Source organism: Nibrella saemangeumensis, from assembly GCF_039541915.1.
Lineage (GTDB): Bacteria > Bacteroidota > Bacteroidia > Cytophagales > Spirosomataceae > Nibrella > Nibrella saemangeumensis.
Map to the genome: position 1 here is coordinate 47,663 of NZ_BAABHD010000001.1, position 21,413 is coordinate 69,075.

A 21,413-nucleotide genomic window follows, 5' to 3' on the forward strand; every position below is an offset into this window, starting at 1 on the left:
TCGGATAGGGGCCGCACCACGGGCGCGGGCTATCTTGTCACAAGAAAAATACTGATAAAAACCGAAAACGCAAACGCCCAACCCGATTTTTTACGACCCCTTTAAGGCAGTCGCCACCCGCCGGAGCGTCTCGTCGAGTGGTCGGTAATGAAAGTCAAGCATTTGCATGAGCTTCCGGTTGTCGAAGCGGTACGACTGGCTGGCCGACCGGGCCGTCTCCTTCGTAATAAGCGGAGGCTTGCCCGTAAACCACGACCGTACTGCTTCTAGTCTCCATAATATATTAGCCACTGCCGGCGACACTCGCACCCTCGGCGGGCGCTTACCCATGGCGGTGGCCATCTGTTCCAGTAATTCTTTATACGGCAGCGTGCCGGCGTTCAGAATGAACCGGCCGTTCACGATTTCCGTTTGCATCAATTCGTAAACGGCGTCGGCTACATCTTTTACATCAACGAAATTAATGGTGCCGTCCGTGTAAAACGGCTTCTCGTCGTAGACGTATTTAAACAACTGCACGCTGCTGCGGGTCCAGTCACCTTCGCCCAACACCACAGAAGGATTCACCATCACAACATTCAGGCCCTCAGCAACCCCGCGCCAGACTTCCAACTCAGCGCGGTACTTGGTCTGGGCATAAAACGAGTTGTGCGGTGATTCTTCCCATTTCTGGTTCTCATTAATAACAATGGATTGCCCCGGTATAATTCCCTTAGGGCTGGGTCGTCCGAGCGCGGCCACCGAACTAATGTAGCCTAACTTGCGGATACCAGCTTGCAGGCAGACATTGACCACATTGGCCGTACCCTCCACATTTATTTTCTCCATGCGCGGCCGGTCTTTGGGCACAAACGAGACGATGGCAGCCGCGTGAATCACAGCCATGCCCGGCCGGATAGCGGCTTGCAGAGAGGGAATATCGGTAATGTCACCCTCATGCCAGGTGATGCGGTCGGCCACATCGGTCAGTAAGCCGTATCCACTGGCGGGGCGGTACAGTGCTTCGACCGCCCGCCCTGCGGCCAGGTATCGCCGGGCAATGTGGCTGCCGATAAAGCCGGTAGCGCCGGTAATGAAAACCGTATCAGGTAGTGATGAAGTCATTCAGGATGCGTTCAAGAGTGAGAAAGCCGGGAGCCTGGCTAGTATAAAGGTCACTTAGCAGCCGCAGATAGTCAGGCTCCGTTTCAATGTCTCTGCGCTTCAGGCGTAACCCAAAATTCCGGATAGCGGGTTCAAAGCCATAGTCGGAAATAGAGATACCTACCTGGCCGGCGTTCCAGAGCAGGAAAGTTTCAATCGCTTTGTCGATAATAATGAGGTACTGGTTTGAGCCGGGCCTATGCCTGAAGCAGATTTTATTTTCCTCCGCTACTGTTTTAAATAAGTCCAGGTAACGTGGTTTGTGTTTGTCATTATCGACAATGCCGATTAGGGTAGTATCCACTTTCTGCACCTGCTGTAAGGCTTTCGATACTTCGTTGATACCCGCAGCGTGTTCGATAATCCGGCTGTCAGGGACAAAGAACGTGATTAAGGCCGTATCTGCGTGACATTCCGGGTATAGGCGGACGTGTTCAGGCATTCGGCTCAAACTTATCAAGGTTGAAAAAGATGTTGGTACTGTAATCGAGAATATCACGAAGCTCTTCCTCCGTCAGCGCCCGGACATGTGTCTCGTAATCTTTGTAGTAGGTAATAAAGACGTTGAGGTCACTGTAGTTCATTTTCTCGATGAACGGGTGCAGCATGTATGGACTGTGCGTAGAGATAAAGTACTGATTATTCTCATCGTAAATCATGCGGTACGCCAGTTCCTGCGTATACGGCGGAAAGGAATGTACCTCGGGTTCCTCGAAAATGATAACGGAGTCTTTATTGGACTCAATGGCAGTGATGTAAAAAATGAACCGCCGGAAAGTATCAGCTATGCTGAAGTAAGGGTATTGCTTGGCGACGTGGCCTTCCCGTCTCTGAAGAACAAAGCGTTGTTCGCGGTCTATTAATACAAATTCTAGGTTCTGTTCTTTGAAAAGAGATGCAACTTCCTCCCAAAGGTTCTTATTTTTGTTTATAACGGCGTATAGATTATAACCGTGATGGGGAAGCAGGTACTTACTAAAACTTGCTTTGAAGTTACTTATATTTAAGAAATCGTATTTTTTAATCTGACTGGACCGATATATTTCAAAATCAGTCTTTTCTTCAGCCTCTTCTGTTTCTAGAGACCCGGCAATGAATGCTTTTCCTTTGCTTGTTAATGAGAAGTTTCTGTAGTAGGTGACTTCCGTATTCTTCTTGATAAGTGCAAACTTGTCATCATTGCTGTCTTCCTCAATATTAGACCTTTGCAACACTGTATTTATCTGATTGGAAAAAACATTGATAGGGTTAGTTGGGTCACTATCATAAAATAAATCTCTTAACTCCTCATACCTTACTGCTCCGCTTAAATATTTCTCGTGATTAAGACTGGCCCCCAACAACGCTAACCCCTCCAGAATATTCGACTTCCCCACATTCGGCTTGCCGATGAATACATTGACCCGCTTGCAGTCGACGCGAAGGTCTTTAATGGACTTAAAGTTTTTGATGTCAACCCACTGAAGGAAATTATTGGTGCTTTCCATGGTCCTGTATGAACGAGCGGGCGTGCGGCCCGTGCAGCCTGTTTGCGTAAACATAACAACGTTCAGACTTGAATTACTAATTTTGCGCAAAATTCACTGACGGCATGTCCTTAGAAAATCCACAGCGTTATACGGTCACGGCGGCCCTGATCTACGCCAACGGACCTATTCATATCGGTCACCTGGCCGGGTGCTACCTGCCGGCTGACATCTACGTGCGCTACCTCCGCAGTACCGGCAAGGATGTGGCCTTCATCAGCGGTACCGACGAGCATGGTGTACCCATTACCATCAAAGCCAAAAAAGACGGTGTCACCCCACAGGAGGTGGTCGATAAATACTACGTCCAGATAAAAAAGGCGTTCGAAGAATTTGGTATTTCGTTCGACATCTATTCACGAACCTCAAATTCCATTCACCACGAAACGTCACAGGGGATTTTCCTGAAGCTCTACAACGACGGCAATTTCGTGGAGGAGGTATCAGAGCAGTATTTTGATGAGGTGGCGCAGCAGTTTCTGGCCGACCGCTACATCATCGGTACCTGCCCGGTCTGCGGCAACGAAAACGCCTACGGTGACCAGTGCGAGCGCTGCGGCTCCGCCCTGAGCCCGACCGAACTGAAAAATCCCCGCTCTACCTTGTCAGGCTCTCAGCCGGTGCTCCGGCCAACCAAAAACTGGTATCTGCCACTCGACCGGATGCAGCCGGAGATTGAGGAGTACGTCAACAGCCATTCCGAGTGGAAAACCAACGTATTCGGTCAGTGCCAGTCGTGGCTGAAGGAAGGCCTGCGCCCACGCGCCATGACCCGCGACCTGGAATGGGGCGTGAAGGTCCCGCTGCCGGATACCGAAGGCAAAGTGCTGTACGTCTGGTTCGATGCGCCTATCGGCTATATCTCCATGACCAAAGAGTGGGCTACTGAGCAGGGCCGCGACTGGGAACTGTACTGGCGCGACCAGCATACTAAACTGGTTCACTTCATCGGCAAGGATAACATCGTTTTCCACTGCATCATCTTCCCGGCTATGCTCATGGCGGAGGGAAGCTATATCCTGGCCGACAACGTGCCCGCCAACGAGTTCATGAACCTTGAAGGCGACAAGATTTCGACCTCCCGCAACTGGGCCGTCTGGTTGCACGAGTACCTGGAGGAGTTGCCCGGAAAACAGGATGTGCTCCGGTACGCGCTGGCCGCCAACGCCCCCGAAACCAAAGACAGTGAGTTTACCTGGAAGGATTTTCAGGCGCGCAACAACAACGAGCTGGTCGCTATTTTTGGCAACTTCGTCAACCGGGCGGTGGTGCTAACCCAGAAGTTCTGCGACGGCAAAGTACCGGGAACCTGCGAGCCGAATGAGTACGACCGGCAGGTGCTGGATGAACTGGCCCTGTTCCCCGACCGCATCGGGCAGGCCATTGAGCAGTACCGCTTCCGGGAAGCCTTATCGCAACTGATGGATCTGGCGCGGCTGGGTAACAAGTATCTGGCCGATACGCAGCCCTGGCAGGTGATTAAAACCGAGCCGAACGGTCCGGCGCTCCGGCGGGTAAATACCATCATGAACATTGCCCTGCAGATTACGGCGAATCTGGCCATTGTCTGTGAGCCCTTCCTGCCGTTTACGGCCGACAAGCTGCGCCAGCAACTAAACATGGAGAAGATGACCTGGATTAACGCCGGTCGCGCCGATTTGCTGCCGGACGGACACGAACTGGGCAAGGGAGAGCTGTTATTCGCCAAACTGGAAGACGACGTTATCAACCAGCAAATTCAAAAACTACACGACGCCAAACGCATGAACGAACTGGCCACTAAGACTGTACCGGCCCCTAAATCGGAGATTACCTACGACGATTTTGCCAAAATGGACATCCGCATCGGCACCATTCTCGAAGCCGAGCGGGTGCCCAAAAGTGACAAACTCCTGAAGCTGAAAGTCGATGACGGAATCGAACAGCGGCAAATTCTGAGTGGTATCGCCAAACATTTTGCGCCGGAAGACATTATTGGTAAGCAGGTAACCTTCCTGGCCAACCTGGCTCCCCGTAAAATGATGGGCCTGGAATCGCAGGGCATGATCCTGATGGCCGAAGACCGTGACGGCAGTCTCTCCCTCCTCACGCCCGACAAGCAGGTCTGGAACGGGGGGACGGTGAGCTAAAAATTGAATGATTGAGTTGTTGAATGATTGAATTACAATAGACCAGACTCCTGTTGGTATTCAATCATTCAACAATCGCCCCTAAAGCGAGACACCAACCATTCAATAATTCAATCATTCAACAATTGAAGATTTTATGAAAGCACAGATGCGTACCGAGAAAGGTACAATGACCATTGAGTTTTACGATCAGGACGCGCCGAAGACCGTCGAGAATTTTCTGAACCTCGCCAAGTCAGGTTATTACAATGGCGTGACGTTTCACCGGGTAATCCCGAACTTTGTGGTGCAGGGGGGAGACCCCACCGGAACAGGTGCCGGCGGACCGGGCTACACCATTCCCTGTGAGCTGGACGGCGGTAACCAATACCATGACCGGGGTGTGCTGTCGATGGCGCACCGGGGCCGGAACACCGGCGGCTCGCAGTTCTTCATCTGTCTGAGCCGGGAGAACACCAAGCACCTCGACCGGAATCATACCTGCTTCGGCAAGGTAGTAGAAGGCATTGAGGTGATTGACCAGATTCGGCAGGGCGATAAGATTCTTGATGTAACCGTGCTGGAAGACCAGCAGGCGTAAGCAAAAACGACGTATATTGGAGCCGTATCGCAGGGAATCAGGCGGTACGGCTTTTTTGTATTTATTCAGGAACAGGTGTAGATACCTATAAAAAAGATAAAGCCTCCCGATCGTTGCGAGAGGCTTTATACTGACTATTCCTAAACCCTTAACCTTTTCTACATGAAAAACTAACTTTAACCCTTTTCTGTTCCTGAGAACTTAGCTTTTTTTAAGAATTTTAATTTCTCTTAAAGCTCAAGTTCGGCTTGCTGGCTGGCCTCAACACTCCACAGGAAATTTATAATCCGTGTGGTGTAATCGGCCTGATTGTACCAGCGGCTGGCTTCGGCACCTTTCTGCTTCGCCAGTTGCTTATTTACTTGAGACGCAGCCGCGTTGAATTGGTCACGGGCTTCTGTCTTTAAGTTAAGCAGCGCTACCGGATTTTGGTTATATAACTCGACAATACTGTAAAAGTTTTGCCAGTCGCTTTTCCGGACCGACCGGCCGATCCGCTGCTCAACGTAGGTAGCTAATTGCTTTTCTGAACCGTTGATCAGCAATGCGCTTGCCGGCTTGTTGGCAGCCGGGCTATCATCAAGTATGGTGGTAGCCGCGTTTGCCTTACTAGTCACCAACCCTAATCCAAGAACCAGTGATGCAAAGATAACACGCGTTTTCATAGTTTTGTTCTATTTTGTTTACAATGATAGAACGCCCTATGAGGAGAATAAGTTTGGTTTTAGCTGGTGCCGTATAGGGGTGCTTTAGAATTTTATTTTAAATTTTCTCTTGAGGGAACGGTATTTTGCTTCCTGTGGTGCTGTGAAGAGTAATATTAGCAAATAATATTTTGAACTAACACTCATTGATTTGTAAAAAATATTTTCACTCGCTTCTGAAAAATTCTTTGTTTGGTTATATTATTGGTTGAAAATATTCATTGTCTGTTGTATGCCGATAGTACAAAAACTGATGGCCGCGTCGCCCGCCCGGTCCAGAACGTCCGATAATTGCTCAAATTCTTCCTCGGGAAACTGCCCCAGCACAAAGTCTACCTGCCTTCCTTTGCTGAATTGACTGCCAATCCCGAAGCGTAGCCGGGCGTATTCCTGCGAGTTCAGCACCTCATCAATATGGCGCAGACCGTTATGACCACCCGGCGAGCCTTTGGCCCGTAACCTAAGCTTACCAAACGGCAGGTCTTTATCGTCGGTAATAACCAGCAGGTTCTCAACCGGAATGTTTTCCTGCTTCAGGTAGTACAAAACGGCCCGGCCGCTTAGGTTCATGTAGGTGGTTGGCTTAATCATGTATATCTGTTTGCCTTTGTGCCGCCACTCGGCCGTATAGGCGAGTCGCTGCATCGAGAAACTGAAACCATGTTGAGCCGCCAGGCGATCGAGGACCATGAAACCGGCATTGTGGCGGGTGAGGGCGTATTCGGGACCAATGTTGCCCAGACCGGCAACCAGAAACTTTGAACTCATTCCGTTTAACCTGTGAATGTTCTGCAATCAGGCCGCAAAGTTGAGAATTTATACGGCTATTCGCTACACCCTGGCAGAAAACAGGTGTAGCCTTAACTCCTATGCTGCTGCTGGTACTTCAACGGACTCAGCCCCGTATGCTCCTTAAAATACTTATTGAAGTTTGAGAAATTATTGAACCCGCTCTCGTAACATACCTGGGCAATACTTAGCTTTCCTTCCAGCAGCAGCCGGCAGGCATGACCGATGCGGAGTTCGAGCAGAAACTGCGAATACGTTTTGCGGGTGCGCGATTTAAAATAGCGGCAGAAGGAATTCGGACTCACGTTGGCCACTTCAGCAATCTCTTCCAGCGAAATCTTCCGCTGGAAATTGGCAATGGAGTAGGCATAGATGCGGTTGATCTGGTCGGCTTCGGCCTCGGAGATGCGGGCAAACTGGCTGCTGCTGGAGAGGACCGTTACGTCACTGGATAAGGCAATGGTCTGAAGCGTAGTGAGTAGCAGCAGGATGCGTTCCGAGCCGGGTGCCGTCAGTAACCGGGCCAGCAGGTCCTGCACCCGGTGCTGCGTGGTACCTGTTACCCGGATGCCTGCTTTCGCTTTGTCAAGCAGTGTTCTGATCGGCCTGTTTTCGGGCAGATAAAGAAAGCGTTCACCCCAGAAATTTTCCTGGAAATGAACCACCGTCGCCGTCGACCACATATCCGGTTGGCCGGCAAAATACCGGTCTTCACTTCGCCAGTAGTGGGGTAGATTTGACCCTACCAGCAGCACATCCCCATCCTGAAAGTTCTGAATGCTGTCGCCGATAAGCTGCGTTCCGGTGCCGGTTTCTATGTGAATCAGTTCAATCTCAGGGTGATAGTGCCAACGGTTATAAAAATACGGCATCTTATCCTGGCGGACGCTAAACGAGTAGTCAATTCCTATCGGGACTTTCAGTAATTGCGGTTTCATACCATTTAATTGGCACAGTTGATGACGCGTCTACGCTAATATTGCCAAAATATATTAAAAATATGCCAATCTACTAACATACATAAAGAGTAACCGGCTGTTGCTTTGCAATACCGTACCCACTGTTCTTTTGCCAATAAAATATTGTAATCTGTGAAGGTAATTGACGATTCCGAACCCACCATTTACCATGATAGTCGCTTGTGCATGGGTTGACTTACCCGGCAGGTACCACTTTCCTGATGAGTGTTTCATTATAGGGTTTAAGCGGGTAAAGGTCCTCCGCACCGCGGAGGACCTTATTTGAGACGGGATGCAGTACGAAAGGACCAGAGAAAAGCAAACGTAATCCTGATACTTGAAAACGTATATGACAGCAGTTGAATACCAGCTTTGGATGGATTTTCTGGAAGGCAGTGAAGCGGCTTTTGGCCGGTTGTACCAGCGGTATTATAAAGAACTGTATCGCTACGGGAAGACGCTGGAAGTTGACGAGGAATTGGTAAAAGACGCTATTCAGGATTTGTTTATCAATCTGCATCAATACCGGTCGGGGCTGAAGCCGGTAACTTCCGTCAAATTTTACCTGATGGGTTCGCTCCGGCACAAGCTGCAGAGCTATTTCAGGCAGTCGAAGCGGAACGAAGAAACCTGGCATGGCCTGTTGCACCTGAATGCCTCCACCGAACTATCGGCCGAGGACCGGCTCGTTGATGCCGAACGGCACGGTACCCTGCACCATAAATTATCGGAAGCGGTTGATAAATTACCCAGCCGGCAGCGGGAGGTGATCCGGATGAAGTTCTACGAAGGCCAGCCGCCCCAGTATATCGAGCAGACAATGAACATCCGGTACCAGACCGTAGCCAACCTCTCCAGCCGTGCCCTCAAACGCCTGAACACAGAACTGAGCAGTTATTTGTAGGAGTCACCTCACTTTGGGTGACGCTTTAGAGACATGACGGGTAAAAAACGGTTTACTGCCGACTGACCAATAATAGTGCTGTATAATGGAAGTGATACTAATCGCTCTGGTCATCAGCACGTCATAAAAACAATTGAGCAACTTTTAGTCTATTGCTATGTGGGCTTTTGAGAAGCATGCATTATAAAATCCCTCCTCACTTATAGCGATGGCGTCTCTGATTGTATCAGTACACTGGAATCCGGGCTTAATTTGTTCTTTGTCAGGCTCTCCGACGTGGAGGAATTCAGGCTGTTTTTAAAATAAACTCAGCGCGTATTCGCAGGTTCTCATGCAGGCGCTTGGCCAGGTCCATATTGACCCTTCGCTTGCCGGACATCACCTCCGACAGCCGGGTTTCGGTAATACCCAGCAGCCGGGCCACGTCCTTCTGCTTTAGCTTCTCCTGGAACATACGGAGCCGGATCATTTCCGGCAGAGTCTCCGGCTCAACTGGCATAGGGTAATGAATATCCTCGTATTTCTCCACCAGTAGAGACAGGCGCTGGAGCTCTGCCGTCTCAGTGATGCTGAGACGGTCAAAGCCCTTGCTTAGCAATTCCTCAATGGCCTCGGCGGCCAGTTGGTACTCTTCGTTTGTGTCTACGGTTAAAATCATAGCATTCGCTCTGGCTATGTACTTCCTGTTTCAAATCGTGGAAGCATCAATCTTGTCGTACTCGGCATGGGTTCCGACGAACCGGATATAGACCATGTGAATCCGGAAATGAATCATGGCCACGATTCGGTACTGATTTCCTTTAACGTTAAAGACGTACCGGTCATTACCTACGTAATCAACAGAATTGAAGGTTTGTTTAATGTCACTGAACGAATGCCAGTAGGTGGCTGTGGTCTTTAGATACCACTCGTTCAGTGCGTCGTTGGCTTGTGCATTACTCACTGCGAAGAGGTGGAGCGCCTTTTTCGAAATTACCCTCATTTTTGTTTGGGGGTTTTTTAATACTTGTCAGTGTAAGCATGGATGTTTTTGTGTCGTAAAACAAATATAATAATAGTTCTGAAAAGTGTAAGATAGTTACGGAAAATAAAATTAATTGGTTCAATCTATTAGTGACTTCCTGGTTCAGCACTTCGCCTTTACTATATCTACCCGCTAAAAATCTGTCCGCTGCTAACGGTTCTCTAGTACCTGAATCTGTATATTTAGGCCATGAATCAGAAGCGCCTAATCCTGAGCAGTCCGCTGCTGGAGATCGTTATCAGCCGGCTTTGTCAGGAGTTAATTGAAAATCACCAGCAGTTCGATGATTCCGTTGTGCTTGGTCTGCAGCCACGGGGCATTTACCTGGCCGAGCGGGTCGTGCGCGAACTGAGCCGTACCCTGGGTAAAGACATTCCGCTGGGGTACCTGGATGCTACCTTTTACCGCGATGACTTCCGGCGTCGCGACACGCCCCTGCGCCCCAATACCACGCACGTTCCCTTTCTGCTGGAGAAGAAAAAAGTCATTTTGATTGATGATGTCATCTCTACGGGCCGGATGGTACGGGCTGCGCTGGATGCCATGACCGCTTTTGGACGACCTGGTAAAATAGAATTATTGGTGTTGGTCGACCGGCGGTATAACCGGGATTTACCCATTAAGCCGGACTATATTGGTAAGAGAGTTAACACCTTAGAGTCGCAGCGGGTACTAGTGGAGTGGACTGAACAGGGTGCCGAAACCGACCGAATATGGTTGATGGAATAAAAAATTTTGAGCAGGCGTAGGGGGGAAGGGATGGACGGATGTCTTAGCATCAAAACCCGGAAATCCGACGAGGTTCGTCTGCCGAAAAGGCGGGTTCATCCCGAGAAATAACCGATTCAGTAAAAGGTATTTTTTCATCGAGAGAAATCGTCGGAAATTTGGGTGTCTGAAGTTCAACCATTTACAATATTCACACCCATGAAACGTCAAATTTTTATCCACACCATTTTCGTCTTTTTCCTGGCCATTTTAACCGCCTGCGAAAACAATCTTATTGGCCCTTACGAAGAGACCCGCCAGACTTACGGGCTTAACGGTTTCGACCGGCTCGATATGGGCAGCGCCTTCCGCATCACCGTTACCAGGGGCAGCGCCTTTGCCATCGAAGCCAAAGGCAATCAGCGCGATGTTGAAGACCTCGACATTTATACCCGCAACGGTACCCTCTATGCCAAGTACCGGAACCCCCTGCGGTCACGTCGCTATTCGATGAACATCGACATTACGATGCCGGAACTGCGGGGTGTAGACTTCTCCGGTGCTTCCAAATCAACGGTAACGGGTTTTACGAATGTTCGTGAACTGGACATTAAACTGTCCGGTGCTTCTAAATCAACCGTTGAGGTAACGGCCAGCCGGATTAACATCGATCTGTCAGGAGCGTCTGACCTGTTTCTGAAAGGAAACGGCGGGGTTATCCGCGGAGAGCTTTCCGGAGCCAGCAAAGTGGAAGCATACGATTTTCCGGTAGAGGATGCCGACCTGGATTTGTCAGGGGCCAGCAATGCCTACGTGCGGGTTGATAAGAACCTGACGGTAAAGGCCAGCGGTGCCAGCGATGTACGCTACCGCGGAGCGCCGGTTGTCCGCTCGCAGGTATCCGGGGCGAGCAAGGTGCGCCAGGACTAGTATCGTTCAGGTAACACAAGGCAACGCTTTTCTGCTAAAACATTCCGATAGTCGGGACGTTTAGCAGAAAAGCTTTTTTTATGTCTTCGGTTGCCCCCGTCACGATTGTAAAAGTATCCGGTGAAGTTGTCACCGAGCAGCCCGACCTGCTGGCTGTTGAGGAGCCGCTGGAGATCCGGCTGGGTTACGGACCCAAAGCGGATCGCCGGCAGCGCAGCATAGCCGTTACCATGCGCACACCCGGCCATGACCCCGAATTGGCTTTGGGTTTTCTCTATACGGAAAATATAATCCAGCGGGCCGGCGACGTGGTATCGGTGCGGCATTGTGTCTCCGATGCCGACAAAACCGGCAATGTAATCAGGGTAGAGCTACAGCCTGAGCTAGCAGTTGACTGGCAGGCGCTGGAGCGAAACAGCTATACCGCATCAAGCTGCGGTATCTGCGGCAAAACCTCTATTGAGGCCGTGCAGGCAACCTGTTCGGCAAAGCTGACCGACAAATTCACCATCGACGCTGGTATTATAAACAATCTGCCGGACACGTTGCGGCAACTCCAGCGCACGTTTGCCTATACCGGCGGGCTCCACGCAGCCGCCTTGTTTGACGCCACGGGTAAAATTCACCTGGTTCGGGAGGATATAGGGCGCCATAATGCGCTCGACAAGCTCATTGGAGCTTCATTCTGGCAGGACTGGTTACCCCTGCAGCAGTACGGTGTGCTGGTCAGCGGCCGGATTGGCTTCGAACTGGTGCAGAAGGCCTGGCGGGTTGGTATTCCGCTGCTAGCGGCCGTGGGGGCTCCGTCGAGCCTGGCCGTTGAACTGGCCAGCGAAGCCGGCATGACGCTGCTGGGGTTCGTGCGAGAGGGACGTTTCAACATCTATACCGTCCCCGAACGGGTTATGTATCCGGTAGCTTTTTCCGGATAGAATCGTTTCTTTGCATCCTCCATTCACCTGTTTTTAGCCTGCTTATGTCAACCATTTTGCTTACCGGTGGGGCCGGTGGCCTGGGCCGCTCCGTTACGAACAATCTGCTCAGCCACGGACACCGTGTTATTACTACCCTGCAGCCCGGATCGTCGCTGCCAGCCCAGGAAAACCTGATTACCCATGAACTGGACCTCACCGACGAGGCCGGTTGTCAAGCGTTCGTTCAGCAGGTAGCCGGCGAGTACGGCATCCTGGATGCTGCGGTGCTGCTGGTTGGGGGCTTTGCTATGGGGTCACTGGCGGAAACCGACTTTGCGGCTATTGACCAGATGTATAAGCTTAACTTCCAGACTACTTACCAGATGGTGCGGCCTGTATTTGACCAGATGAGTAATCAGGAGCAGGGCGGGCGGATTGTGCTGATTGGGGCCCGACCGGCGCTGGTGCCCGAAGCCGCTCAGCATATGGTGGCGTATTCGCTGTCAAAATCCCTGGTCCTTAAGCTGTCGGAAATTATCAACGCAGCTGGTAAGGACAAAAACATCATCTCGACGGTGATTGTTCCCAGCACGCTGGATACCCCCGCCAACCGGAAGGCTATGCCAGATGCGGACCCGCACAACTGGGTAAGTCCTGACGACCTGGCCGAACTGATCGCCTTTGTTACCTTCGGGCCGGGGCACATGTTGCGCGAGCCGGTGCTGAAAGCCTACAATAAAGCGTAGGGATTGCGACCAAATCTGTTATTTTTGTGTTAGGACTGAGACAGAGCGACTTACCTGATACCTGCCGCCCATGATTTTTGATAACCATAATCGCCCCATAACCTACCTTCGGCTGGCTGTAACGGACCGCTGCAACCTGCGGTGCTTTTACTGTATGCCCGAGGAAGGAATTAAATACCTGCCTAAAGCGCAACTGCTGACGTACGAGGAAATGGAGCGGCTGGTGCGGGTGCTGGCGCAACTCGGGGTATCTAAAGTCAGGATTACCGGTGGAGAGCCGTTTGTACGGAACGGCCTGATGGAATTTCTGGAGAAACTGGCCCATACCGAGGGCATAAAAGACTGGCACATCACCACCAACGGCGTACTCACAGCCCCCCACGTGCCGGATCTTGTACGGTTGGGTGTGGGTTCCGTCAATCTGAGTCTGGATACGATGGACCGGGAGCGGTTCCGGCAGATCACGCGCCGGGACGAACTGCCGGCCGTGCAGGGCACGCTGGATGCCTTGCTGGCCCACAACGTACCGGTGAAGCTGAATGCCGTGGTGATGGAGGGCAAAAACATTGAAGACATCCCGCTACTCGCCGAACTCACCCGCCAGCATCCTATTGAAGTTCGCTTTATCGAAGAAATGCCGTTCAACGGCGAGGGGAGCCATTATCCGGTGCTCAACTGGACCCACCGGCGCATTCTGGACGAACTACGCGCCCTGTATCCGGATATTACCAAATTACCCGACCCTGCTAATTCAACATCGTATACCTACCAGGTACCGGGTCATGCCGGCACGATTGGTATCATCGCTGCCTTTAGCCGTACCTTCTGCGGCACTTGCAACCGCATTCGCATGACGGCCCAGGGTACGCTGAAAACCTGCCTGTACGACAATGGGGTGCTGGATGTTCGGGCCTTGATGCGCTCAGGGGCTACCGATGATGACTTAAAGGCCGCCTTCCTGAAAGCCTTTGCTCACCGTCCCAAAAACGGCTTTGAAGCCGAGCAGCTTCGTAGCCCGGTGACGGAATCGATGTCAACCATTGGGGGGTAACGTCCCGGCCGGTATCCCTGCTGGCCTGTTGGCTTAACTTTATAGATATTCTAGGACACGTGCCAGCCGGGATGCTGGCTGGGACATAGTATGGACATTCTACTCCTGATTCTGGGTTTTGCCGGTTTATTGATTGGTCTGGTCGGTGCTGTTATGCCCTTGCCGGGGCCTCCGTTAAGCTATGCCGGCTTGCTATGTCTCCACTTTTCCCGGTACGCCGATTTCAGTATGCCCGTTCTCGTTGGGTTAGGCATTGTGACGGCCGTAGTAGCCGTGCTGGATTACTATGTGCCCATCTGGGGTACAAAGCGTTTTGGCGGTACCAAAGCCGGAACCTGGGGGGCAATGATTGGAGTTGTGGTCGGTTTCCTGTTTATTCCGGTGATTGGTGTGTTTGTAGGGGCTTTTCTCGGGGCTCTGATCGGAGAGCTCATCGGGGGCGCCAACATGAACTATGCCCTGCGGGCTGCTTTCGGCTCCTTTGTCGGCTTTCTGGCAGGGATCTTTATGAAGGTGATCCTCTGCCTGATCATGCTGGGGTATGCCATTGTAGCCGTATGGCCGCAGATTAGCTAAGAAAAACCCCGGTAGCTGGCCGGGGTAGGTATAGTTGGTCAACAGAGCGTCGAGATAAGCTCCTGACTAATCTGCATCTGGGGTTGGACATCCGTAAAGTTCGACATATCCCTGATCAACTCTTCACCATAGGCCTCCAGCGCATTATGCAGCTCTTCCAGGCTATTGAAGTTCAGGCGTCCGATCATACTGTACAGGGTTTGTGAGTCGGGAGCTCCGCTGGCCATGCCTTCTTCTACATCAACCCGAACCAGTCCCAGCGGGGTAAGCCGTTCTTTAACCATTGGGATATGGCTGTCCAGATAATAACGCATATCAAAATGGCTATCTGTATGCTGTGGGTAAAGGACTGTAAGCTTGACCATGACTGTACAAGATTTTAAGTTAGATTTCCCATTTAGGTTGATGAAGGTAGTAAATAAGAATGAGATTTGCTCACCAAACCGAAATGGAAAAACAGGCAGGTCCACAATCAGTTACCCGATTCCGGGTGCTTGCGAATCAGCCAGGTCGGCTCTGTCGTACTAAGCAGCCTTTTCTGACGGTCCAGCAGCCGAAGGGTATCATCGTGAATCCGCAGATAATTTTTAATCTCCCGCGATTTATTGGGGTCAAGCTGGATTACCATGGCCTCATTATCGGTGGCGGTGCCGCGCAGGGTTATATACGTACCCTGTTTCGTATAGGTACGGTCGCCTTTGCTGGTTCCCAGATAAACTTGCTTCAATTGGTACGATTGCCTTGGGTTATTCGGATTGATGTTTAACGTCAGTTCCGTCTGGATGCCTTTGCATTTCGGACAGGGTAGCAGCCCTTCATACACAACTCTATTTACGGGGGGGGCTCCGGTATCGGTGGAGATGACCGGCCCACCCGTCACAGCAGGTGCGGGTTTAGTGCGGGCGCAGGCCGCCAGTATCACCAGGGTAATTACAATGATCGGCTGTCTCATAAAGTTGGTTTGTAGCAAACAACCCCGGCCGGGTAGGTCGGGGCTGTTTGCAATTATAGGTTTTGCTCAGGCACGTTGCCGCTCGTGAATGCCTTCACCGATCTCTTCGATCATTTTGCGGTTAAAGGCTGGTATATCTTCCGGCTTCCGGCTGGTAACCAGCCCCTGATCCGTCACCACCTCCTGATCAACCCAATTTGCTCCGGCATTCCGGAGATCGGTCTGGATCGACGGGTACGAAGTTAATTTACGGCCACGTACCACATCGGCTTCAATCAGCAGCGTGGGCGCGTGGCAAATGGCCGCCACCGGTTTACGGGCCTCAAAAAAGTGCCGGACAAAGGCAACCGCTTTTTTCTCCATCCGCAGATGATCGGGGTTCATAACCCCACCGGGCAGCAGCAGCGCATCGTAGTCTTCCGGATTCGCCTGGTTCAGCGGAACATCGACCGGAAATATATCACCCCAATCGGTTTCGTCCCAGCCCTTTACTTCGTCATCTTTTGGCGAAATCAGGTGTGTCTGGATTCCTTGTTCCTCTAACGCCTTGCGAGGTTCGGTCATTTCTGCCTGCTCAAAGCCATCTGTCAGCAGAATGGCCACCTTCTTGCCCTGCAATTTGCTCTCCATAACGCTCGTGGTTTTATTAAACTGACTAATTCCAAAGAAGTAACCGGAAATTCGGACAAAGGTTAAGAAAAAGCGGTAGCCAGGAGGGGTTAACCAGACTCGGCAGCAAACAAAAAAGGCAACCGGGTGGCTGCCTTTTTTCATTCGTTTTCTAAAGCTGTCTAGGGCATATGTTTGAAGACTTTAACCATATATACATAGTCCTGCATCTTCTTGATTTGCTGCTTGCGGGAGAGTTTCACCAGCGAATTTTTCCGGTTCAGATTCACGGGTGAGCCTTTCAACGAGTCACCAGGAATTGATTCCAGCACTTTGTACAGGTAGTTCGATTTGATCGCAAAGGATGCTCCGTCTGAGGTTACCTGTTTTCCGGTAATGATGCCGATGACGTTACCTTTCTCATCGAGCAGCGGGCCGCCACTGTTACCTGGATTTACACTGATCGAAACCTGATACGCGGTAGAGTCGCCCCGGTAGCCAGTTCCTGAACTCAGGTACCCTTCGCCGTATACAATCTCCTCGCGGGGATAGCCAAGGGTAAATACGCGCTCACCCAGATCCGACTGATGTGCTTCAAAGCTGTACGGCAGGGGCGGCATAGCCCGGAAAGCCGTATCATCACGCAATTGCAGAACCGCTAAGTCATAAAGGGGGTCGGTATAGACCAGCTTCGCCTTGTACACCTCACCTTTCTGGCTTTGTACATACACCGAGTCGGCACCCTGAATAATATGCTTGTTGGTCACCATATACCCGTCCGACGTCAGCAGAAAGCCGGTTCCGGCTACCTGACCGGGATTTTGCTGTAATACCCGCCGACGCCCGTCGATATCGTTCAGAATAGCGCTCTGCGACCGTTTAATGGCCTGCAGATCCCGGCGCAGCATGCTGTATTGTTCTTCCTGCTTGTGGCTGGTCTGGTAGGATTTATACAATAACAGGGTAACGAATGTTGTAAAGACCGCCACCGAAGCTGCTACAGCCAGCGTAGTCCGATAGGTACGCCAGATTAGCCGGATAGGTGCTTTCGGGGCAGACTCCTCCCGAACGGCCTCCATATCCAGACCGGCGTGAATGTGATTCAGTTTGTTACGGAAAGCGATCCGGTTACCGTACAACCTGAGCGCATCCTCAATTTGTTTATCGTCTTCTGATTCCATGTTACGGTTCCTCCTTATACACTGAAAAAAACAGCTTTTTCAAACGCATCAGGCACTTGTATTTCTGCGTCTTGGCGTTATCGGAATTGGTATATCCAAACTTTTCTGTAATCTCCTGCATTGACATATGCCGGATATAAAAATCCTCCAGCAATGTTCGGCAGGGCTCGCCAAGCCGTTCCAGTGAATCAGCCATCAATTCAAACTGGCGGTCGCGGGTTTCGTGCCAAGCCATATCCTCGTCTACCGAAACAGAATCCTCCGTATCAACCAGGTTGCGGTTATCACGGCTGCGAAGGGCCAACTGCTTGAGCCAGAGCCGCCGGCATATGGAATACAAATACGTCTTTAGCTGACAGTTGAGTTCCAGTGAGCCGACAGTTACCTTCTCATACACCACAACGAGCGCTTCCTGGTAAATATCTTTGGCATCGTCTTCACTACCGTTATTACTCAGTACCAGGTGAAGTACCATTGGGAAGTACCGTCGATAGAGCTGCGTCAATGCCTCATCCGAACCAGTTGCAACGCCGACAAGCAGTTCGTCGTCAGAAAGTTGCAGGCGTCCGGAATGTTTCATTTGATACTTGCATGTATTAATACTTAATCAGGCATATAAGTAACCCAAAAAAAAATTAAAAATTATCGGGTTACCTTCCCCTTTATTTAGTTATTAAGGGTAGTTTTTGGTTTTAATTTCATTTTAATTGCATCTCAAACTTATGAAAAACTTAGCAAAATCGGCTTTCTTCGTTTTATCGATGATTGCTCTGACCACAGCCTGCCAGTCGAAGAACAACAACGAAAATACGGAGACGACAACTGGCACCACTGACGCAACCTTGTCAACCGATACCACAATGGCTACGGACACAATGGGTAATATGGGCACAACAGGTACGCAGAGTACAACCCGTTAAGTACAGAAACAATAAAAGTAAAAAAGCCACTCCCGATGGAGTGGCTTTTTTACTTTCAATAATACTAATGGGCGCAAATCCTGTATGAAAAGCTGCCGATTTAGGTTTTCTCGATTCAATATTTTCTTTGAAAATTTATATTTTGGTTCGCTGTTAAATCTTTTTTGCATTTACGTAGAATAGAAAATAAACCACATTGATATTTGTTAATAGATTGATAGTTAGTTGGTTAGTTTTTTATTTATCTGGCAGTTGGGTTAAAGACTAGGTCTGAAAATAGCGGGTAAGAAAATTACTTCAAAAAAAAGTAAAATTCATGGGTTACCTTTTCTTCGAAGGCGTATTAAGGGTGAAACAAATTTCAAGCGTAACTTTTAATCACCCCAATCATGAAAAGCATCGTAAAATCAGCTTTCTTCGTTCTGTCAATGATTTCTCTGGCTACTGCTTGCCAGTCAAACAAGTCTGAGTCTACTGAGACTACAACGACTACTACTGACACGACAACTATGATGTCAACTGACACTACTATGGCAGCTGACACCACTATGGCTACTGATACTACTGCTCGCTAATTAGCCGCAAAAGAAGTAACAAAAGCCGCTCACAACTGAGCGGCTTTTGCTTTTTATGTACGTACCAACCGTATGGCTAATGTGTCGATACAATAGAGAAGGGCACCCCTTAGCAGGTGCCCTTCTCTATTAAATTTATGGATACTACCTGAATTCGTTACTCAAAGACATTACCCTCGTACGTGACCTTGGAGACCTGCTTATCCAGGTAGAACAACTGATCGGCCGGAATCTGGTCGAACAGGTCGAGGCAGCGCCGGGCAATATATTCTTCTTCCATCTGCTCTTTCACATACCAGTTCATAAACTGCTCAGTCGTGAAATCATTCTCCCGGCGGCAGGCCGCGATCACGCGATTAATAGAATCGGTTACGGCAATCTCCTGGTCCAGAGCGCCTTCAAATACCGAACGCAGTGAGTCAAAATCCTGCTGCACCGGCACTACCTCCGGCGAAAGAGCGGTACCGCCCTGGTCGCTGACGTAATGGAAAATTTTCAGGGCGTGGTGCCGCTCTTCGTCTGATTGCTTGTAGAAGAACCCGGCGCTATAGTCGAAGCCGTTGCGGTCGCACCACCCGGCCATGGCCAGGTATTTCGACGACGACTCCATTTCCATTTTTATCTGTTCGTTCAATATCTGCTCAATACCATCCTTGAGCGATGTGCGAAGTCTTACTAAATCTCTCATACCAAAATTCGGTTTCGAATAATTCCCGATGCCAATATAACAACAAAAAACCGGCTCAGGTTATTGGGCCGGTTGGTATTTGTGAAATTTAGAAGTGTTCTAAAACCAAACAGAATCAAGCGCTTAAGCCAGGCAACAGCCCCGCTCGCGCAGTAAGCTATTGAGCTCCAGCATCAGTCGGGCTCCGTTCAGCAGGTCGCGCAGCTGCACAATTTCGCAGAGCGTCAGCACGTAGCACCGATCCGTACGGGGGGGCGTCAGAATCTCTACATCGTAGGCATCATCGGTGTGCAGGGCCATCTGCCGCAGGTCAACCGTCTCGACCATGCGCTTGAATTGCAAAAAGTCACGGGCCGAAAAAGCGGTATGCGTATCCCAGAATTCCAGGATCAACCGACAGGTGGTATCACACTGGTAAACAGCGCCTTTCTCGTTACGGTAAATTTCTTTCCAGGTGGAGGGTACAGTACTCACGGCTTACAGTCAGTTTATGCAAAAATACAACGGAAAAGAATATCATACCTACTTGTTTAGAAATTTTCTAAATAATTTTCTTTTTATTTGGAACAAATCTAAACAAGGTCTAAGTTTGCAGCCGTAATCCAATTTATTAGTCGGAAAAATACTTGCTACCATGCGTAAACTTTTCATTCCCGCCTTTGCAGTAGTCGCTGCACTTTTCCTGAACAGTTGTAAAGAAACGGAGACTATCGATCCGCTGGTGATTCCACAACAGTATGATGGCACTTCCTTCACTGCCAATACCACAGCGGCTGCGGCTATGGCCCAGCAGTATGTAAATCTGATCAATGAGACGAAAAAAGCCCGGACCGCCGGGACAAAGGTAGAGGCACAGACCTTGACCAACCTTTTTACAACGGGCTCTCCATCGCTGAAAAGCCTCACGACTCCGTATTACGCGAATCTTATAGAAGGCACCAACGGTTTTATTACCCGCTTCGCTCAGGCCAGTGGAAACACCTTCAATCCGGCAGTCCGCACCGGCAACGGGGGCGTTTTGGGCGGTCATATCTTTGATCAGAACGGCTTCGGTCTGGTAGAGGCTTTTGAGAATGCAATGTATGGGGCTACGTTCTACAATCAGGCTATCCAACTTGCTACTGCCGAGCGGCCAACGCCGGCCACGGCCGATCAGCTGACTCTTTTGTTCGGGGCCAGCCCTGCTTTCCCCAACAGCAACGATGCCTCCAAATATACGACGCCAGACCGCTTTATGGCCTTGTATGCCGCCCGTCGGGATAAGAATGACGGTACCGGGCTTTACACCAAAATGCGCGATGCGCTTATCCGGTATCAGGCAGCTCTGAAAGCCGGCGATGCTTACAAGGCCGACCGCGATGCCGCCTGGGCCGATATTAAGCAGTACTGGGAAAAAGCCGCTACCGCTACGGCTATTAACTACCTGCATTCGACCATTTCAACCCTGAGTGCTACCAATCCGACCGATGCCCAGAAGGGAGCAGCTATGCATACCTATAATGAAGCGGTGAGTCAGATTCATGGCTGGCGTACTATACCCCAGCAGCACAAGATCATTACCGATGCGCAGATTGATGAACTGCTGACGCTGATGAATGCGCCGGTCAATGGTACACCCACGTCTTATCTTTTCCTGACTAATCCGGTAAACCAGTTGCCTAAGCTGACACAGGCGATTAGTCGTCTGAAAGAGATCTATAAGTTTACCGACCAGGAAGTTGAAGATTTTAAGAAGAATTGGATTTCTGAACAAAAACGATAGATGAGGACCTCACTGACGTTTAGTTTCTCTCTTTTGTCAATTG

General features: G+C 50.3%; 26 protein-coding genes. 11 read left to right on the forward strand and 15 right to left on the reverse strand.

All coding sequences use genetic code 11. From position 1 onward, the window contains the following. Positions 1 to 90: 90 nt before the first annotated feature. From ABD949_RS00200 to ABD949_RS00210, 3 genes are read right to left on the reverse strand one after another with little or no spacing between them, the layout of a single operon-like run. The gene (locus ABD949_RS00200) at positions 91 to 1,104 is read right to left on the reverse strand and encodes an NAD-dependent epimerase/dehydratase family protein (RefSeq protein ID WP_345239461.1); all 1,014 of its coding nucleotides are present in this window, start codon (positions 1,102 to 1,104) and stop codon (positions 91 to 93) included. Continuing rightward, positions 1,085 to 1,585, reverse strand: a complete 501-nt coding sequence (locus ABD949_RS00205; RefSeq protein WP_345239463.1) for a hypothetical protein — start codon at positions 1,583 to 1,585, stop codon at positions 1,085 to 1,087. Before ABD949_RS00205 ends, ABD949_RS00200 begins: the two co-directional genes overlap by 20 nt. Beyond that, on the reverse strand, positions 1,578 to 2,684 hold the full coding sequence (locus ABD949_RS00210) for an AAA family ATPase (protein ID WP_345239465.1): 1,107 nt from the start codon (positions 2,682 to 2,684) through the stop codon (positions 1,578 to 1,580). Before ABD949_RS00210 ends, ABD949_RS00205 begins: the two co-directional genes overlap by 8 nt. Positions 2,685 to 2,734: 50 nt before the next feature. Between ABD949_RS00210 and metG the strand changes: the two genes are divergently transcribed. Continuing rightward, complete coding sequence (metG, locus tag ABD949_RS00215; protein ID WP_345239468.1) at positions 2,735 to 4,798, forward strand: methionine--tRNA ligase; 2,064 nt, start codon at positions 2,735 to 2,737, stop codon at positions 4,796 to 4,798. 136 nt (positions 4,799 to 4,934) lie between these two features. After that, positions 4,935 to 5,378, forward strand: a complete 444-nt coding sequence (locus ABD949_RS00220) for a peptidylprolyl isomerase (protein WP_345239470.1) — start codon at positions 4,935 to 4,937, stop codon at positions 5,376 to 5,378. Positions 5,379 to 5,608: 230 nt separating this feature from the next. Here the strand turns inward: ABD949_RS00220 and ABD949_RS00225 are convergent, their stop codons facing one another. The 3 genes from ABD949_RS00225 to ABD949_RS00235 all read right to left on the reverse strand — a co-directional run bounded on the left by ABD949_RS00225 (position 5,609) and on the right by ABD949_RS00235 (position 7,809). Continuing rightward, positions 5,609 to 6,043, reverse strand: coding sequence for a hypothetical protein (locus ABD949_RS00225; RefSeq protein ID WP_345239472.1), 435 nt, complete (start codon positions 6,041 to 6,043; stop codon positions 5,609 to 5,611). Positions 6,044 to 6,283: 240 nt separating this feature from the next. After that, positions 6,284 to 6,850: an aminoacyl-tRNA hydrolase gene (gene pth / locus ABD949_RS00230; protein WP_345239474.1), complete on the reverse strand. Its 567-nt coding sequence runs from the start codon at positions 6,848 to 6,850 to the stop codon at positions 6,284 to 6,286. A gap of 92 nt (positions 6,851 to 6,942) precedes the next feature. After that, a complete protein-coding gene (locus tag ABD949_RS00235; RefSeq protein ID WP_345239476.1) occupies positions 6,943 to 7,809 on the reverse strand; it encodes an AraC family transcriptional regulator in 867 nt (288 codons plus the stop codon). Between the two features lie 370 nt (positions 7,810 to 8,179). Here ABD949_RS00235 and ABD949_RS00240 point away from each other — a divergent pair, with 370 nt between their 5' ends. Next, positions 8,180 to 8,734: an RNA polymerase sigma factor gene (locus ABD949_RS00240; RefSeq protein WP_345239478.1), complete on the forward strand. Its 555-nt coding sequence runs from the start codon at positions 8,180 to 8,182 to the stop codon at positions 8,732 to 8,734. A 286-nt stretch (positions 8,735 to 9,020) separates the two neighbouring features. On the opposite strand, the gene ABD949_RS00245 is transcribed toward ABD949_RS00240, so the two are convergent. Continuing rightward, complete coding sequence (locus ABD949_RS00245; protein WP_345239480.1) at positions 9,021 to 9,392, reverse strand: helix-turn-helix domain-containing protein; 372 nt, start codon at positions 9,390 to 9,392, stop codon at positions 9,021 to 9,023. A gap of 30 nt (positions 9,393 to 9,422) precedes the next feature. Beyond that, positions 9,423 to 9,716, reverse strand: a complete 294-nt coding sequence (locus tag ABD949_RS00250; protein WP_345239482.1) for a type II toxin-antitoxin system HigB family toxin — start codon at positions 9,714 to 9,716, stop codon at positions 9,423 to 9,425. 231 nt (positions 9,717 to 9,947) lie between these two features. Between ABD949_RS00250 and pyrR the strand changes: the two genes are divergently transcribed. From pyrR to ABD949_RS00280, 6 genes are all read left to right on the forward strand, one after another. Further along, positions 9,948 to 10,487: a bifunctional pyr operon transcriptional regulator/uracil phosphoribosyltransferase PyrR gene (pyrR, locus tag ABD949_RS00255; RefSeq protein ID WP_345239484.1), complete on the forward strand. Its 540-nt coding sequence runs from the start codon at positions 9,948 to 9,950 to the stop codon at positions 10,485 to 10,487. Between the two features lie 198 nt (positions 10,488 to 10,685). Next, positions 10,686 to 11,396, forward strand: coding sequence for a head GIN domain-containing protein (locus ABD949_RS00260; protein ID WP_345239486.1), 711 nt, complete (start codon positions 10,686 to 10,688; stop codon positions 11,394 to 11,396). A gap of 80 nt (positions 11,397 to 11,476) precedes the next feature. Continuing rightward, complete coding sequence (gene fdhD / locus ABD949_RS00265; protein WP_345239488.1) at positions 11,477 to 12,328, forward strand: formate dehydrogenase accessory sulfurtransferase FdhD; 852 nt, start codon at positions 11,477 to 11,479, stop codon at positions 12,326 to 12,328. Between the two features lie 44 nt (positions 12,329 to 12,372). Beyond that, positions 12,373 to 13,056 carry an SDR family NAD(P)-dependent oxidoreductase gene (locus ABD949_RS00270; protein ID WP_345239490.1) on the forward strand — a complete coding sequence of 228 codons (684 nt, stop codon included), beginning with the start codon at positions 12,373 to 12,375 and terminating at the stop codon, positions 13,054 to 13,056. 70 nt (positions 13,057 to 13,126) lie between these two features. Next, on the forward strand, positions 13,127 to 14,107 hold the full coding sequence (gene moaA, locus ABD949_RS00275; protein WP_345239492.1) for a GTP 3',8-cyclase MoaA: 981 nt from the start codon (positions 13,127 to 13,129) through the stop codon (positions 14,105 to 14,107). Positions 14,108 to 14,197: 90 nt separating this feature from the next. Beyond that, on the forward strand, positions 14,198 to 14,683 hold the full coding sequence (locus ABD949_RS00280) for a DUF456 domain-containing protein (protein ID WP_345239494.1): 486 nt from the start codon (positions 14,198 to 14,200) through the stop codon (positions 14,681 to 14,683). Positions 14,684 to 14,721: 38 nt separating this feature from the next. Here the strand turns inward: ABD949_RS00280 and ABD949_RS00285 are convergent, their stop codons facing one another. The 5 genes from ABD949_RS00285 to ABD949_RS00305 all read right to left on the reverse strand — a co-directional run bounded on the left by ABD949_RS00285 (position 14,722) and on the right by ABD949_RS00305 (position 18,005). Next, positions 14,722 to 15,048 carry an EthD family reductase gene (locus tag ABD949_RS00285; RefSeq protein ID WP_345239496.1) on the reverse strand — a complete coding sequence of 109 codons (327 nt, stop codon included), beginning with the start codon at positions 15,046 to 15,048 and terminating at the stop codon, positions 14,722 to 14,724. Between the two features lie 107 nt (positions 15,049 to 15,155). After that, positions 15,156 to 15,635, reverse strand: coding sequence for a copper resistance protein NlpE N-terminal domain-containing protein (locus ABD949_RS00290; protein ID WP_345239498.1), 480 nt, complete (start codon positions 15,633 to 15,635; stop codon positions 15,156 to 15,158). Between the two features lie 66 nt (positions 15,636 to 15,701). Further along, entirely contained in the window at positions 15,702 to 16,265 is a 564-nt protein-coding gene (locus ABD949_RS00295) for a type 1 glutamine amidotransferase domain-containing protein (RefSeq protein WP_345239500.1), read from the reverse strand. A 161-nt stretch (positions 16,266 to 16,426) separates the two neighbouring features. Further along, positions 16,427 to 17,425, reverse strand: a complete 999-nt coding sequence (locus ABD949_RS00300; RefSeq protein WP_345239502.1) for a S1C family serine protease — start codon at positions 17,423 to 17,425, stop codon at positions 16,427 to 16,429. A 1-nt stretch (position 17,426) separates the two neighbouring features. Further along, positions 17,427 to 18,005, reverse strand: coding sequence for an RNA polymerase sigma factor (locus ABD949_RS00305; RefSeq protein ID WP_345239504.1), 579 nt, complete (start codon positions 18,003 to 18,005; stop codon positions 17,427 to 17,429). 142 nt (positions 18,006 to 18,147) lie between these two features. Here ABD949_RS00305 and ABD949_RS00310 point away from each other — a divergent pair, with 142 nt between their 5' ends. Further along, a complete protein-coding gene (locus tag ABD949_RS00310) occupies positions 18,148 to 18,345 on the forward strand; it encodes a hypothetical protein (RefSeq protein WP_345239506.1) in 198 nt (65 codons plus the stop codon). Positions 18,346 to 19,077: 732 nt separating this feature from the next. On the opposite strand, the gene ABD949_RS00315 is transcribed toward ABD949_RS00310, so the two are convergent. Beyond that, the gene (locus tag ABD949_RS00315; protein WP_345239507.1) at positions 19,078 to 19,608 is read right to left on the reverse strand and encodes a ferritin; all 531 of its coding nucleotides are present in this window, start codon (positions 19,606 to 19,608) and stop codon (positions 19,078 to 19,080) included. Positions 19,609 to 19,731: 123 nt separating this feature from the next. Then, positions 19,732 to 20,082 carry a hypothetical protein gene (locus ABD949_RS00320; RefSeq protein WP_345239509.1) on the reverse strand — a complete coding sequence of 117 codons (351 nt, stop codon included), beginning with the start codon at positions 20,080 to 20,082 and terminating at the stop codon, positions 19,732 to 19,734. 160 nt (positions 20,083 to 20,242) lie between these two features. On the opposite strand from ABD949_RS00320, the gene ABD949_RS00325 reads away from it, so the two are divergent. Continuing rightward, positions 20,243 to 21,370, forward strand: coding sequence for a hypothetical protein (locus ABD949_RS00325; RefSeq protein WP_345239511.1), 1,128 nt, complete (start codon positions 20,243 to 20,245; stop codon positions 21,368 to 21,370). The last annotated feature ends 43 nt before the right edge of the window (positions 21,371 to 21,413 follow it).

Bases quoted from the DNA above. Each gene is read 5' to 3' on its own strand.
- ABD949_RS00315 (WP_345239507.1), bottom strand. From the start codon at position 19,608: ATGAGAGATTTAGTAAGACTTCGCACATCGCTCAAGGATGGTATTGAG.
- ABD949_RS00310 (WP_345239506.1), top strand. From the start codon at position 18,148: ATGAAAAACTTAGCAAAATCGGCTTTCTTCGTTTTATCGATGATTGCT.
- pyrR (WP_345239484.1), top strand. From the start codon at position 9,948: ATGAATCAGAAGCGCCTAATCCTGAGCAGTCCGCTGCTGGAGATCGTT.
- ABD949_RS00205 (WP_345239463.1), bottom strand. From the start codon at position 1,585: ATGCCTGAACACGTCCGCCTATACCCGGAATGTCACGCAGATACGGCC.
- fdhD (WP_345239488.1), top strand. From the start codon at position 11,477: ATGTCTTCGGTTGCCCCCGTCACGATTGTAAAAGTATCCGGTGAAGTT.
- ABD949_RS00245 (WP_345239480.1), bottom strand. From the start codon at position 9,392: ATGATTTTAACCGTAGACACAAACGAAGAGTACCAACTGGCCGCCGAG.
- ABD949_RS00235 (WP_345239476.1), bottom strand. From the start codon at position 7,809: ATGAAACCGCAATTACTGAAAGTCCCGATAGGAATTGACTACTCGTTT.
- ABD949_RS00225 (WP_345239472.1), bottom strand. From the start codon at position 6,043: ATGAAAACGCGTGTTATCTTTGCATCACTGGTTCTTGGATTAGGGTTG.
- ABD949_RS00270 (WP_345239490.1), top strand. From the start codon at position 12,373: ATGTCAACCATTTTGCTTACCGGTGGGGCCGGTGGCCTGGGCCGCTCC.
- ABD949_RS00260 (WP_345239486.1), top strand. From the start codon at position 10,686: ATGAAACGTCAAATTTTTATCCACACCATTTTCGTCTTTTTCCTGGCC.
- ABD949_RS00300 (WP_345239502.1), bottom strand. From the start codon at position 17,425: ATGGAATCAGAAGACGATAAACAAATTGAGGATGCGCTCAGGTTGTAC.
- moaA (WP_345239492.1), top strand. From the start codon at position 13,127: ATGATTTTTGATAACCATAATCGCCCCATAACCTACCTTCGGCTGGCT.
- ABD949_RS00250 (WP_345239482.1), bottom strand. From the start codon at position 9,716: ATGAGGGTAATTTCGAAAAAGGCGCTCCACCTCTTCGCAGTGAGTAAT.
- ABD949_RS00200 (WP_345239461.1), bottom strand. From the start codon at position 1,104: ATGACTTCATCACTACCTGATACGGTTTTCATTACCGGCGCTACCGGC.
- ABD949_RS00280 (WP_345239494.1), top strand. From the start codon at position 14,198: ATGGACATTCTACTCCTGATTCTGGGTTTTGCCGGTTTATTGATTGGT.
- ABD949_RS00220 (WP_345239470.1), top strand. From the start codon at position 4,935: ATGAAAGCACAGATGCGTACCGAGAAAGGTACAATGACCATTGAGTTT.
- pth (WP_345239474.1), bottom strand. From the start codon at position 6,850: ATGAGTTCAAAGTTTCTGGTTGCCGGTCTGGGCAACATTGGTCCCGAA.
- ABD949_RS00285 (WP_345239496.1), bottom strand. From the start codon at position 15,048: ATGGTCAAGCTTACAGTCCTTTACCCACAGCATACAGATAGCCATTTT.
- ABD949_RS00210 (WP_345239465.1), bottom strand. From the start codon at position 2,684: ATGTTTACGCAAACAGGCTGCACGGGCCGCACGCCCGCTCGTTCATAC.
- ABD949_RS00240 (WP_345239478.1), top strand. From the start codon at position 8,180: ATGACAGCAGTTGAATACCAGCTTTGGATGGATTTTCTGGAAGGCAGT.
- ABD949_RS00290 (WP_345239498.1), bottom strand. From the start codon at position 15,635: ATGAGACAGCCGATCATTGTAATTACCCTGGTGATACTGGCGGCCTGC.
- ABD949_RS00305 (WP_345239504.1), bottom strand. From the start codon at position 18,005: ATGAAACATTCCGGACGCCTGCAACTTTCTGACGACGAACTGCTTGTC.
- ABD949_RS00295 (WP_345239500.1), bottom strand. From the start codon at position 16,265: ATGGAGAGCAAATTGCAGGGCAAGAAGGTGGCCATTCTGCTGACAGAT.
- ABD949_RS00325 (WP_345239511.1), top strand. From the start codon at position 20,243: ATGCGTAAACTTTTCATTCCCGCCTTTGCAGTAGTCGCTGCACTTTTC.
- metG (WP_345239468.1), top strand. From the start codon at position 2,735: ATGTCCTTAGAAAATCCACAGCGTTATACGGTCACGGCGGCCCTGATC.